This window comes from Pseudocitrobacter sp. CD920760 (assembly GCF_057782505.1).
The window spans coordinates 3,630,023-3,642,953 of the sequence record NZ_CM173490.1; the positions used below are offsets into that span (position 1 = coordinate 3,630,023).

12 protein-coding genes are annotated in these 12,931 nt (G+C 53.4%); 5 read left to right on the top strand and 7 right to left on the bottom strand.

The features are described from left to right. The first annotated feature begins 789 nt into the window (after positions 1-789). Both alaA and yfbR read left to right on the top strand, forming a co-directional pair. On the top strand, positions 790-2,007 hold the full coding sequence (gene alaA / locus AC1MKH_RS16985; protein WP_015963650.1) for an alanine transaminase AlaA: 1,218 nt from the start codon (positions 790-792) through the stop codon (positions 2,005-2,007). A 77-nt stretch (positions 2,008-2,084) separates the two neighbouring features. After that, on the top strand, positions 2,085-2,684 hold the full coding sequence (gene yfbR, locus AC1MKH_RS16990; protein ID WP_276219755.1) for a 5'-deoxynucleotidase: 600 nt from the start codon (positions 2,085-2,087) through the stop codon (positions 2,682-2,684). 114 nt (positions 2,685-2,798) lie between these two features. On the opposite strand, the gene AC1MKH_RS16995 is transcribed toward yfbR, so the two are convergent. From AC1MKH_RS16995 to yfbV, 4 genes are all read right to left on the bottom strand, one after another. Then, positions 2,799-4,631: an SLC13 family permease gene (locus AC1MKH_RS16995; protein WP_015963648.1), complete on the bottom strand. Its 1,833-nt coding sequence runs from the start codon at positions 4,629-4,631 to the stop codon at positions 2,799-2,801. Between the two features lie 85 nt (positions 4,632-4,716). Continuing rightward, entirely contained in the window at positions 4,717-5,376 is a 660-nt protein-coding gene (locus tag AC1MKH_RS17000; protein WP_276219754.1) for a sugar phosphatase, read from the bottom strand. An 11-nt stretch (positions 5,377-5,387) separates the two neighbouring features. Then, positions 5,388-5,882 (bottom strand): YfbU family protein, encoded by a 495-nt coding sequence (locus AC1MKH_RS17005; protein ID WP_149462008.1) that lies wholly within the window; start codon positions 5,880-5,882, stop codon positions 5,388-5,390. Positions 5,883-5,964: 82 nt separating this feature from the next. Then, on the bottom strand, positions 5,965-6,420 hold the full coding sequence (yfbV, locus tag AC1MKH_RS17010) for a terminus macrodomain insulation protein YfbV (protein ID WP_108473586.1): 456 nt from the start codon (positions 6,418-6,420) through the stop codon (positions 5,965-5,967). A gap of 337 nt (positions 6,421-6,757) precedes the next feature. Here yfbV and ackA point away from each other — a divergent pair, with 337 nt between their 5' ends. Continuing rightward, the gene (gene ackA, locus AC1MKH_RS17015; protein ID WP_276219753.1) at positions 6,758-7,960 is read left to right on the top strand and encodes an acetate kinase; all 1,203 of its coding nucleotides are present in this window, start codon (positions 6,758-6,760) and stop codon (positions 7,958-7,960) included. A 78-nt stretch (positions 7,961-8,038) separates the two neighbouring features. After that, positions 8,039-10,180, top strand: a complete 2,142-nt coding sequence (gene pta, locus AC1MKH_RS17020; protein WP_276219752.1) for a phosphate acetyltransferase — start codon at positions 8,039-8,041, stop codon at positions 10,178-10,180. A gap of 98 nt (positions 10,181-10,278) precedes the next feature. On the opposite strand, the gene yfcD is transcribed toward pta, so the two are convergent. The 3 genes from yfcD to yfcF are packed head-to-tail and all read right to left on the bottom strand — an operon-like array spanning position 10,279 to position 12,138. Beyond that, on the bottom strand, positions 10,279-10,830 hold the full coding sequence (yfcD, locus tag AC1MKH_RS17025) for an NUDIX hydrolase YfcD (RefSeq protein WP_108473583.1): 552 nt from the start codon (positions 10,828-10,830) through the stop codon (positions 10,279-10,281). Between the two features lie 55 nt (positions 10,831-10,885). Continuing rightward, a complete protein-coding gene (gene yfcE / locus AC1MKH_RS17030) occupies positions 10,886-11,437 on the bottom strand; it encodes a phosphodiesterase (RefSeq protein WP_276219751.1) in 552 nt (183 codons plus the stop codon). A 56-nt stretch (positions 11,438-11,493) separates the two neighbouring features. After that, on the bottom strand, positions 11,494-12,138 hold the full coding sequence (yfcF, locus tag AC1MKH_RS17035; RefSeq protein WP_276219750.1) for a glutathione transferase: 645 nt from the start codon (positions 12,136-12,138) through the stop codon (positions 11,494-11,496). A 150-nt stretch (positions 12,139-12,288) separates the two neighbouring features. Here yfcF and yfcG point away from each other — a divergent pair, with 150 nt between their 5' ends. Further along, positions 12,289-12,918 (top strand): GSH-dependent disulfide bond oxidoreductase, encoded by a 630-nt coding sequence (gene yfcG / locus AC1MKH_RS17040; protein ID WP_276219749.1) that lies wholly within the window; start codon positions 12,289-12,291, stop codon positions 12,916-12,918. Positions 12,919-12,931: the final 13 nt, after the last annotated feature.

Consider the following 12,931-nt stretch of genomic DNA (forward strand, 5'->3'; position numbering starts at 1 on the left):
CTGCCTCCCATCGGGTGACAGTCCCCTCTGCGATAAAGTGTTTATCTTCAGGTGTGAGACTATTGTTCTCAGTACCTTTGTGTGAGCTCTTTCAAAATCCGGTTGTCTGGCCAGTCGATATAATGCTGACTACCCAATAATACCGGAGGGAAACAAATGATTAAAAAGTGTTTAATAACATCACGTTGTCTGTTTGCAGCGATAATCACTCACAAGTATGATGAATGAATGTCCGCGATAACATCATTATCCTAACCTAAAACCATTATATTTATAAGTATTAATAAGTAAGATCTTTAGGCAAAAATTCCATTAAAATCAAAATGCTTTAATAAAACTAACAATTCTTAATGATTACTTTGCAATTTAAAATAAAACATTAATGACCGGCAGAGGTGTTCATTAACAATGATTAACATTGAATTCACAGAGAAATGTATTAGCCATGATGTATATGTTTCATGAATTCATTCACAATTAATATTACTAAAGCATTGCTAAAGTATATCGCGGCACTTTTTTCGCCTGACTTAACTGTTTTGTTTTTAATCAGTTAAAACAACTGAAAATCAACAAGCAACCAACACAAGACGCTATAAAACAATAAATTAACAATACATACAATCGGCATTGTCGCTGAATTTTAGATAAAAAGAATGTGCTGCGACATTAAAACTGACAAAATCTTCTCCTGTTGACCCTTCAAAACACCGGTGATGCGGAGTACATTATTCCAAGCTGACTTCCATGGCTGGGAGTGGCGATAACAGCTAAAAAGGTTAAAGGTTCATGTCCCCCATCGAAAAATCCAGCAAGTTAGACAACGTCTGTTACGACATCCGTGGCCCGGTTCTGAAAGAGGCCAAACGCCTTGAAGAAGAAGGCAACAAAGTTCTGAAGCTCAACATCGGCAACCCGGCCCCCTTCGGGTTTGACGCGCCGGATGAAATCCTGGTCGATGTGATCCGCAACCTGCCAACAGCGCAAGGTTATTGCGACTCCAAAGGGCTCTACTCCGCCCGTAAAGCTATCATGCAACACTACCAGGCACGCGGCATGCGCGATGTGACGGTAGAAGATATTTATATCGGCAATGGCGTATCTGAACTGATTGTGCAGGCCATGCAGGCATTGCTGAACAGCGGCGATGAAATGCTGGTGCCGGCACCGGATTACCCGTTATGGACAGCAGCAGTCTCGCTTTCCGGCGGCAATGCGGTGCACTATCTGTGCGATGAATCTGCAGGCTGGTTCCCGGACCTCGACGATATTCGCGCCAAAATCACCCCGCGAACCCGCGGCATTGTGATCATCAACCCGAACAACCCAACCGGGGCGGTCTATTCCAAAGAGCTGCTGTTGGAAATCGTCGAGCTCGCCCGCGAACATAACCTGATCATCTTCGCTGACGAAATCTATGATAAGATCCTCTACGATCACGCCCAGCACCACTCTATCGCCGCGCTGGCCCCAGACTTACTGACCGTGACCTTTAACGGCCTGTCAAAAACCTATCGCGTGGCGGGCTTCCGTCAGGGCTGGATGGTACTGAACGGGCCGAAAAAACATGCGAAAGGTTATATTGAAGGGCTGGAAATGCTGGCCTCAATGCGCCTGTGCGCCAACGTTCCGGCGCAGCACGCCATCCAGACGGCGCTGGGCGGGTATCAGAGTATCAGCGAGTTTATCGTACCGGGCGGTCGTTTATATGAGCAGCGTAACCGCGCGTGGGAACTGATTAACGAGATCCCTGGCGTCTCGTGCGTGAAGCCTAACGGCGCGCTCTACATGTTCCCGAAAATCGATGCTAAACGCTTTAACATTCACGATGATCAGAAAATGGTGCTCGATTTCCTGTTGCAGGAAAAAGTGCTGCTGGTTCAGGGAACGGCGTTTAACTGGCCGTGGCCGGACCATGTGCGTATCGTCACACTGCCGCGCATCGACGACCTCGAGATGTCAATTACCCGCTTTGGCCGCTTCCTGTCGGGCTATCGTCAGGCGTAAGGCGTTGGCCGGATTTGCATCCGGCCCGCATCTCAGCGCACAATGACCCTTACTGATGTAACCGAGTAAGGGTCGCTATGAATCAGAGTCATTTTTTTGCCCACCTCTCCCGCCTCAAATTAATCAACCGCTGGCCATTGATGCGCAACGTGCGCACGGAAAACGTCTCTGAACACAGCTTGCAGGTGGCGATGGTTGCCCACGCGCTGGCCGCGATTAAAAATCGTAAATTTGGCGGACAGGTTAACGCCGAGCGCATCGCATTGCTGGCGATGTATCACGACGCATCGGAAGTGCTTACCGGCGACTTACCGACACCGGTGAAATACTTCAATTCGCAAATCGCCCAGGAATATAAAGCTATCGAAAAGATTGCCCAGCAGAAGCTGGTCGAGATGGTGCCGGAGGAGTTGCAGGATATCTTTGCACCGCTGATCGATGAACATCAATATAGCGAGGAAGAGAAATCGCTGGTTAAACAGGCCGATGCGTTGTGTGCGTATTTGAAATGCCTGGAAGAGTTATCGGCCGGGAATAACGAGTTTTTGCTGGCAAAAGGTCGGCTGGAGAAAACGCTGTCAGAACGGCGTAGCGAAGAGATGGACTACTTTATGGACGTGTTTGTGCCGAGCTTCCATTTGTCGCTGGACGAGATCAGTACCGATTCGCCGCTGTAGTGCGGTCTGTTGTTGCCGGATGGCGCTGGCGCTTATCCGGCCTACAGGTGCATCCAACATTATCAACCCGCGTAGGCCGGATAAGGCGAAGCCGCCATCCGGCTTTACCGCCACTCAAAACGGGAACAATACCGGTATCAGCAGCACGCTGACAATCATCACCAGAATGGTGAACGGAACCCCGATTTTCACGAAATCACTGAAGCTATATTTCCCCGGCCCCAGCACCAGCGTGTTCACCGGTGATGATACCGGCGTCATAAAGGCCGCAGAGGCCGCCATCGCCACTACCATGGCGAACGGATAAGGTGAAACGCCCATCGATTTCGCTGTCGCCAGCGCAATCGGCGCCATCAATACCGCCGTTGCCGTGTTGGAAATAAACAGCCCGATAGTGGCGCACATCACGAACAGACAGCCCAGCATCAGGTAAGGTCCCTGCCCGCCGCCGATATCCATCAGCCCTTTCACTACCAAATCAACGCCGCCGGTTTTTTGCAATGCCAGCGCGAACGGCATCATCCCCACAATCAAAATGATGCTCGGCCAGTGAATGGATTTATACGCGCTTTGCGCATCAATACAGCGGAATTTACCCATCAGCAGGCAGGCTATAATCGCCGCAATCGGGTTAGGTATTTCATCTGTGAGCATCAAAGCAACCATCAGCACCAGACAGAAAATCGCATGCGGAGCCTGGCTATGCGCTGGCGAAGCGTCGCTCACTTCAACCGGCAGGTTAAGCACCACGAAATCGCGCCCTTTCTGCGCCAGCTGATTGATGAGTTTCCAGTTTCCCACCACCAGCACGATATCGCCAAGTTCCAGCGGGATGTCTACCACCGAGCCGTCCAGCGCTTCGCCGTTACGTTTCATCCCAACGACGTTCAGACCATAACGGGTACGAAACGCTATTTCGCGCACCGTTTTCCCCAGCAGTTCCGATTCCGGGATCAGCGAGACTTCCGCCATCCCTACATCGAGCGCCTGATCGGCAAAGTATTCACCGCGCAGCACCATTGGCTCAAGCATCTGTTCGGCGCAAAACTCACGCAGGTCCACGTCTGCCGCCGACATGTCGATCAGCAGCACATCGCGCGCGCGGAATTCAGAGACCCCGTTAACGTTCACAATCACCCGGCGAAAACGACGCCAGCGTTCCACGCCGATAACGTTCGCGCCGTAGCGTTCACGCAGCTTCAGGTCATCGAGTCGCTGGCCAATCATTGGCGAGCCGGGGCGAATCGCCAGGCGGCGCGCACGCCCCGTTAAGCGATAAGCTTTGATGAGATCGCGAAACGAGCTGCGTTTGCCGCCATCGCGTGACGATGACGGGTCTTCGCCTTTGAACATAAAGCGCATCAGCAGCATATAAACGATGCCGAGCAGCAGCACGACCAGGCCAATCGGCGTGACGCTGAAGAAGCCAAAGCCGTGCAGCCCTTCGCGGAGTAATTCACTGTTGACCACCAGGTTCGGTGGCGTCGCCACCAGCGTCATCATACCGCTGATAAGCCCGGCAAAACTGAGCGGCATCATCAGGCGCGACGGCGAGATATTCATACGCATCGACACGCTGAGGACGACGGGAATAAAGATAGCCACCACGCCGGTTGAGCTCATAAACGCACCGAGACCGGCGACGGTGAGCATCAGATAGACCAGCATCTTGGTTTCGCTGCTGCCGGCAACCTGCACCAGCCACGCGCCCATCTTGGTGGCGACGCCGGTACGCACCAGGCCATCGCCGATGATAAACAGGGCGGCAATCAGAATAACGTTGGGATCGCTAAAACCTGAAAAGGCTTCGCTGAGGGTTAAGGTGCCACTTAGTACGAAGGCCACGATGACCAACAGTGCGATAGCATCCATGCGCACTTTGCCCATCGCGAACAGCACAACCGCGATAGCCAGTAGAGAGAGCACCCAAATCAATTCACCGTTCAAAACACATCCTTGTCAGAAAGATAAGTGATAAGTGGTTATATCATGGCAGAAAAAAGCCCCGTGTATGCGGGGCTAAATCATAAGTTTATGCTTTTAACGTCACATCAACGGTGCCGTCGGGCTGTTTAGCAATATTGAGCACATCAAGCGTCGTCAGCACAAAATCGGCTTCGTTAAGACGTGGCGCATCTGCCGGCACGTTAACCGCTATCACATGACACCCTGCCGCCAGACCGGAGAGCACGCCTGCCGCCGCATCTTCCACGACGGTACAATCCTGCGGGGCGAGCCCTAACAGCTCCGCGCCAAGCAGATACGCATCCGGCTCTGGCTTGCCGCGTTTCACGCGCTCGGCGGTGACAAAGACTTCCGGCATCGGCAGCCCCGCCGCTTTGTGGCGCGCATGAGCAACCGGAATCGAGCCCGACGTCACAATCGCCCACGGAATGTGGTTCGCGTTCAGCGTTTCGAGCAACTCAAGCGCGCCTGGCAGTGCAATCACGCCGTCCGTATCGCTGGCTTCAATCTGCTCAAGGCGGGTGAACTCGGCCTGGATCGCCTCTTCAGATTGCCCCGGCATAAAGTGGCGCAGCGAGGTGATCGCTTGTTTACCGTGGATAAAACCGAGGATCTCATCGTGCGGTATCCCGAAACGATCGCCCCAACTGCACCATGAGCGTTCCACGACCGGCAGAGAATCCACCAGCGTACCGTCCAGATCAAACAGAAAACCTTTACACTGCACAGGCGCCTCCATCAGGCGTTGATGATTTGATTAATTTCGTTGCTGCTCAGGTGGTACTGGCGCGGGCAGGAGTGCCAGACGTTCAGCATGCGCTGATATTTTTCCCACATTGGGGTCTGGGCGTTAAAGCCGTGCGTTCCTGCGTCGAAATGGGTATAGCGGCCTTCCACATTAACCATGAAGCGGACATAGCTCAGGAAGCGGGCTTCGGTTGCCGCGTCAAAACCAAGGAAGGTGACGCGACGTTCATCGATAGTGTCGGCGTCTTTCAGGTTGGTCCATGAAACGTGCAGCGCGTGATACATCTCCATGATGTCGATAACAATGCGGCAGGTTTCTTCTTTTAACTCACCGAAGTCGCGATCCAGTTCGCGCATTTGCAGGCCAAAACCGCGCTCGATGATGGTCTGCAGACGGCGATAGCGTTCCGCGTTATCGGGATCAAGCATCGTCATCATTTTGTATTGATTAGACAAAATCAGACGTTGAGCATGGGTCATTTCCATTTTTACGACTCCTGTTGCGCTTTGCAGCATAAAAAAAGACACAAACGTTGTGCCTTCTTTTATATGCGTTTTTGATGGTTAATTACAAATCATCAAGGAAAGTTTTATCCAGTTGTTTGAAGGCGCGCTTAAGCGTGTCAGCCAGCGCCTGGTAATCAGGCTTGCCTTCTACCGGGGCGAGCGCTTGCCCGGCCTCCTGTAATTTTCCGCGCACTTCGTAGAACCACTGCAAGGTGGACGGCGGCAGCGGCGTAACGGAGCGTTTCCCCAACCACCATAGCCCCTGCATCGGCAGGCTCAGGGCAAACAGCGCGGTGGCGACGGCCGGGCCAAGTTGCCCACCCAGGGCAATTTGCCAGCACAGGGTAAAGACCGCTACCGGCGGCATAAAGCGGATTGCGTGGCGGGTGATACGGATCGCGCGGTTTTCGATAAACACCGGCGCAAGGCGTTTTTCCAGCGGCCACGTCTTAGAGTAGTGCTGCCCCCGGCGGAACAAACTAAAAAAACTGACCGAGCGATTTTCGGGCGTCGACATGGCTTACCTCAACTTCACATATAAAAATTAAAAAATTCGTGCAAATCCACAACTGGGTATGACAACGTTCAAAACATTTTGGCATAAACCCTGCAATCGGGTATCCTGTGCCAGCCTGAGATGAGGGCTAGTCTATCTCGTCCAGTCCGTCAAATTATCGCATATTCTGCCATTGGCTGAAAAATATGCAAAATGACTTAGAATCAATATGTATTTCTTCCATCCTGCCTCAAAATCGATTCAGGCATGATGTTAATCATAAATGTCAGTCTCATCCTGCGCTACGCTTTGTGACTCCTGACGTTTTTTTAGCCACGTATCATAAATAGGTACTTCCATGTCGAGTAAGTTAGTACTGGTTCTGAACTGCGGTAGCTCCTCACTGAAATTTGCCATCATCGATGCACTGAACGGTGACGAGTACCTCTCTGGTTTGGCCGAATGTTTCCATCTTCCTGAAGCACGTATCAAATGGAAAATGGACGGCAGCAAACAAGAAGCGGCTTTAGGTGCAGGCGCCGCTCACAGTGAAGCGCTGAACTTTATCGTTAACACTATTCTGGCACAAAAACCAGAACTGTCTGCACAGCTGACTGCGATTGGTCACCGTATCGTACACGGCGGCGAGAAGTACACCAGCTCCGTTGTTATCGACGAATCCGTCATTCAGGGCATCAAAGACTCTGCCTCTTTTGCTCCGCTGCACAACCCGGCTCACCTGATCGGTATCGCCGAAGCGCTGAAATCCTTCCCGAATCTGAAAGACAAAAACGTGGCTGTATTCGATACCGCGTTCCATCAGACCATGTCGGAAGAATCTTACCTTTATGCTCTGCCGTACAGCCTGTACAAAGAGCACGGCGTTCGTCGCTATGGCGCGCACGGCACCAGCCACTTCTTCGTGACTCAGGAAGCGGCCAAAATGCTGAACAAACCGGTTGAAGAACTGAACATCATTACCTGCCACCTGGGCAACGGTGGTTCTGTTTCTGCAATCCGTAACGGCAAATGCGTTGACACCTCTATGGGTCTGACTCCGCTGGAAGGTCTGGTTATGGGTACGCGCTCTGGCGATATCGACCCGGCTATCATCTTCCACCTGCACGACACCCTGGGCATGAGCGTTGACGCTATCAACAAAATGCTGACCAAAGAGTCTGGCCTGCTGGGTCTGACCGAAGTCACCAGCGACTGCCGTTATGTTGAAGACAACTACAAAGAGAAAGCTGACGCTAAACGTGCAATGGACGTTTACTGCCACCGTCTGGCGAAATACATCGGTTCTTACACTGCACTGATGGACGGTCGTCTGGACGCGGTTGTCTTCACCGGTGGTATCGGTGAAAACGCTGCAATGGTTCGCGAACTCTCCCTGGGTAAACTGGGCGTTCTGGGCTTCGAAGTTGATCACGAACGTAACCTGGCTGCTCGTTTCGGTAAATCTGGCTTCATCAACAAAGAAGGCACCCGCCCTGCTGTTGTGATCCCGACCAACGAAGAGCTGGTTATCGCGCAAGACGCCTGCCGTCTGACCGCCTGATTCCACACCGCCAGCAATGCTGGCGGTGCTGTTTTGTGCCCGCCAAAATCGGCGGCAACGAGCAAAAGAGGATAAACCGTGTCCCGTATTATCATGCTTATTCCTACCGGAACCAGCGTCGGCCTGACCAGCGTCAGCCTGGGCGTCATCCGTGCTATGGAACGTAAAGGCGTTCGTCTGAGCGTCTTCAAACCTATCGCTCAACCGCGTACCGGTGGCGATGCGCCAGACCAGACCACCACTATCGTGCGTGCGAACTCTGCTATCCCGGCGGCTGAACCGCTGAAGATGAGCCACGTTGAGTCTCTGCTGTCCAGCAATCAGAAAGATGTGCTGATGGAAGAGATCATCGCTAACTACCACGCGAACACCAAAGACGCGGAAGTGGTTCTGGTTGAAGGTCTGGTTCCGACTCGCAAACATCAGTTTGCCCAGTCTCTGAACTATGAAATTGCTAAAACGCTGAATGCCGAAATCGTCTTTGTAATGTCCCAGGGTACTGATACCCAGGAACAGATCAACGAACGCATTGAGCTGACCCGCAGCAGCTTCGGCGGCGCGAAAAACACCAACATCACCGGCGTTATCGTTAACAAACTGAATGCCCCGGTTGATGAGCAGGGCCGTACTCGCCCGGATCTGTCTGAGATCTTCGACGATTCCACCACTGCAAAAGTGATTAAAGTCGATCCTGCTAAATTGAGCTCTGCCAGCTCTCTGCCGGTTCTGGGCGCGATTCCGTGGAGTTTCGATCTGATCGCGACGCGCGCAATCGACATGGCGCGTCACCTGAATGCGACCATCATCAACGAAGGCGATATCAACACCCGCCGCGTGAAATCCGTGACCTTCTGTGCACGTAGCATTCCGCACATGCTGGAACACTTCCGTCCGGGTTCACTGCTGGTGACCTCCGCTGACCGTCCTGACGTTCTGGTTGCCGCTTGCCTGGCAGCAATGAACGGCGTGGAGATCGGCGCACTGGTTCTGACCGGCGGCTATGAAATGGACGCGCGTATCAGCAAACTGTGTGAACGTGCCTTCGCGACCGGCCTGCCGGTATTCATGGTGAACACCAACACCTGGCAGACCTCTCTGAGCCTGCAGAGCTTCAACCTGGAAGTCCCGGTTGACGATCACGAGCGTATTGAGAAAGTTCAGGAATACGTTGCTAACTACATCAACGCAGACTGGATCGAGTCTCTGACTGCGACCTCCGAGCGCAGCCGTCGTCTGTCTCCGCCAGCGTTCCGTTATCAGCTGACCGAGCTGGCGCGTAAAGCGGGTAAACGTGTTGTTCTGCCGGAAGGCGACGAACCACGTACCGTAAAAGCAGCCGCTATCTGTGCTGAACGTGGTATCGCAACCTGCGTGCTGCTGGGTAACCCGGATGACATCAACCGCGTTGCTGCTGCACAGGGCGTTGAACTGGGCGCTGGCGTAGAAATCGTTGACCCGGATGTGGTTCGCGAAAGCTATGTTGCTCGTCTGGTTGAACTGCGTAAAAACAAAGGGATGACCGAAACCGTTGCCCGCGAACAGCTGGAAGACAACGTGGTTCTCGGCACCCTGATGCTGGAACAGGACGACGTTGACGGTCTGGTTTCCGGTGCGGTTCACACCACTGCGAACACCATCCGTCCGCCGCTGCAGCTGATCAAAACTGCGCCGGGCAGCTCTCTGGTTTCCTCTGTGTTCTTCATGCTGCTGCCGGAACAGGTTTATGTTTACGGTGACTGCGCGATCAACCCAGACCCGACTGCTGAACAGCTGGCAGAAATCGCGATTCAGTCCGCTGATTCCGCTACTGCTTTCGGTATCGAACCGCGCGTAGCGATGCTCTCCTACTCCACCGGTACCTCTGGTGCAGGTAGTGATGTAGAGAAAGTTCGCGAAGCGACTCGTCTGGCGCAGGAAAAACGTCCTGACCTGATGATCGACGGCCCGCTGCAGTATGACGCCGCCGTTATGGCTGACGTTGCGAAATCTAAAGCGCCGAACTCTCCGGTTGCTGGTCGCGCTACCGTGTTCATCTTCCCGGATCTGAACACCGGTAACACCACCTACAAAGCGGTACAGCGTTCTGCCGACCTGATCTCCATCGGGCCGATGCTGCAAGGCATGCGCAAACCGGTTAACGACCTGTCCCGTGGCGCGCTGGTTGACGATATCGTCTACACCATCGCTTTGACCGCGATTCAGTCGTCTCAGCAGGACTAATACAGCCTGCCGCCCCTTCACCGGGGCGAAAAAAAATCCAGGGGGTTAAACCTCTGGATTTTTTTATGGGCGCGATACGCCATCACATTTTCAGCACGCTACTCTTTGTCAGCAGTTTCCGGTTCGTGTGACTGATTCTTCGCATTGCGACTCATCCACAGCGCCAGCGCTTTTAGCGAGTCTGCGGTAAATTCGTCACAGCGCGCGGTGATCTCTTCCGGCGTCAGCCAGCACACTTCGCTGACCTCTTCTTCCTGCAACGCAAACGGCCCGTGAGAAACACAGCTGAACAGGCTTCCCCAGACGCGGCAGTGCTTATCTTCAAAGTAAAACTGTCCATGGTCGGCAAACGGCACACCAGCAATGCCCAGCTCTTCTTCTGCTTCGCGACGCGCTGAGTCGAGCATCTGCTCATCAGACTGCACCACACCGCCTGCCGTCGCATCCAGCAAGCCAGGTTGGTAATCTTTGGTATCGGTGCGACGCTGCACCAGTATTTTCCCCATACCGTCATGAACGACAATGTAGGTAGCGCGATGACGCAGACACTGAGCCCGCATCTGTTCACGGCTGGCCTGCGCGATAACCTCATTGTCTTCGTTGACGATATCTACCCATTCCGTGCTTGCCAAATGATTCTGCTCGACCATCAGAAAAGTTTCTCCAGGAGCGCTCTTGCGGCGCATTTTACGTTTGTCGGCTAAATTACGGGTTAATCACAACCTCTGCAATAACCTGTTGATCATTGAGTGCGAAAACTTGCAGTTTATCGCCGTCCAGCATGCCGTAACTGGCGACATTACCGCCTTTCGGAATGCTGGCCGAGCCGGGGTTAAACAGGAAAATCTCGCCGCGCTTCTCGGCAACCGGGAGATGCGTATGCCCGGAGACCAACACATCACCTGCCGCCAGCGGCGGAAGGTTATCGGGGCCATAGAGATGACCATGCGTCAAAAACAGACGCTGATTTTCAGTCAGGATCTGCTGCCAGGGCGCGGTGATGGGAAAGTGCAACAGCATCTGGTCCACTTCGCTGTCGCAGTTGCCGCGAACGGCAATAATCTGGCTCGCCAGCGGGTTGAGGCGTTCGGCTACCTGCGCCGGTGCGTAGCCCTCAGGCAATGCATTACGCGGCCCGTGATAGAGGATATCGCCAAGGATAACCAACCAGCGGGCACCGCTTTGTGCAAAGAGTGACAATACGCGTTCAGTCGCGGGCAGAGAACCATGAATATCCGATGCAAACATCAGCTTCATTTATCAAATCTCCACACATGAAAACCGTACTATCATAATGGATTCCGTGCGCGTTTTCAGCCTGCGCGTTTCGCTGAAAGCGCAACGTAGCGCAGAACCGAAGAACGTTGCCACTGGAACTCGGCGTAGTCGGCAAGCGCCTGCGGAACATCATCTCCATTCAGCACCAGGCGATTAAGCATCAGCGCCAGATCCGTATCCGCGATACACCATTCACCAAACAAATTTTGCTGCCCGTGAGCCAGTAACGCGCTCGCCGTGTCAAACAGTTTAGCGGCGCTTGCTTCTCCCGCGCGGGTTAATGGCGGTTTTTTTACACCCGCAAATACCACATCCGTCGATCGTTCTTCGCGAATCGGCATCAGGTCGCTGCGCAACCATGCCTGAATCTGCCGCGCCCTGGCGCGTTTTTGCATATCATGCGGATAAAGTCTCTCCCACTGCGGCGGGGCAAAACGTTCATCAAGATATTCGGTGATTGCCGATGACTCGCTCAGCTGGAACTCGTCGATTTCCAGCAAGGGTACGCGTCGCGTCTGACCATAGCCTTTCCAGCCTGACTGAAGATGTTCGCCGTTATTCAGCGACACGGTTTTTAGCGTGAACGGCAGGCTTTTTTCCTGCAGCGCCACGTAAACGGACAAAACATAAGGCGAGAAAAAATCGGAATCGGACCAAAGGGTAATTGCAGGGGTGCTCATAATATACTCACTGTCTGATAGCGATAAATCAACATATCCTGTCTTTTCATGCTTGTCACTTATCGCCGCCATGAGGATTTTGCATGTCAGCCCCGAGTCGATACTTGAGCCTATACTGTAGAAATCAACCCGCCAAAAATCGGAGAGACGATGATAGATCTCTACTATGCGCCCACCCCGAACGGCCACAAAATTACGCTTTTCCTTGAAGAGGCTGAACTGCCCTATCGCTTGATTCGCGTCGATATCAATAAAGGCGAGCAGTTTAAGCCGCAATTTCTCGATATTTCACCGAATAACAAAATCCCGGCCATTGTTGATCATCAGCCGGAGGACGGCGGCGCCCCATTTAGCCTGTTTGAATCCGGGGCCATCCTTCTCTATCTGGCAGAAAAATCCGGCAAGTTGCTGAGCGGCGAACTGCGCGAGCGCCACACGACGTTACAGTGGTTGTTCTGGCAGGTCGGCGGCCTGGGCCCGATGCTGGGGCAAAACCATCACTTTAATCACTTCGCCCCGCAACCCGTTCCCTACGCCATTGAGCGATACCAGGTGGAAACCCAGCGCCTGTATAGCGTGCTGAATCAACGCCTTGCCAGTCACCCGTGGATTGCAGGCGATCACTACAGCATTGCCGATATCGCCTGCTGGCCGTGGGTAAATTCCCACGTGCGGCAACGTATCGATCTTGCCACCTACCCGGCGGTGCAAAACTGGTTTGAGCGCATCCGCCAGCGGCCAGCAACCGCGCGGGCCATGCAGCAGGCGCAGCCCCATTAAGTGGCCGATTGCT

What these genes read in the sequence shown, in the direction of transcription:
- alaA (WP_015963650.1), top strand. Translation starts at nt 790, where the DNA reads ATGTCCCCCATCGAAAAATCCAGCAAGTTAGACAACGTCTGTTACGAC.
- yfcF (WP_276219750.1), bottom strand. Translation starts at nt 12,138, where the DNA reads ATGAGCACCCCTGCAATTACCCTTTGGTCCGATTCCGATTTTTTCTCG.
- yfcE (WP_276219751.1), bottom strand. Translation starts at nt 11,437, where the DNA reads ATGAAGCTGATGTTTGCATCGGATATTCATGGTTCTCTGCCCGCGACT.
- yfcD (WP_108473583.1), bottom strand. Translation starts at nt 10,830, where the DNA reads ATGGTCGAGCAGAATCATTTGGCAAGCACGGAATGGGTAGATATCGTC.
- ackA (WP_276219753.1), top strand. Translation starts at nt 6,758, where the DNA reads ATGTCGAGTAAGTTAGTACTGGTTCTGAACTGCGGTAGCTCCTCACTG.
- AC1MKH_RS17005 (WP_149462008.1), bottom strand. Translation starts at nt 5,882, where the DNA reads ATGGAAATGACCCATGCTCAACGTCTGATTTTGTCTAATCAATACAAA.
- yfcG (WP_276219749.1), top strand. Translation starts at nt 12,289, where the DNA reads ATGATAGATCTCTACTATGCGCCCACCCCGAACGGCCACAAAATTACG.
- yfbV (WP_108473586.1), bottom strand. Translation starts at nt 6,420, where the DNA reads ATGTCGACGCCCGAAAATCGCTCGGTCAGTTTTTTTAGTTTGTTCCGC.
- yfbR (WP_276219755.1), top strand. Translation starts at nt 2,085, where the DNA reads ATGAATCAGAGTCATTTTTTTGCCCACCTCTCCCGCCTCAAATTAATC.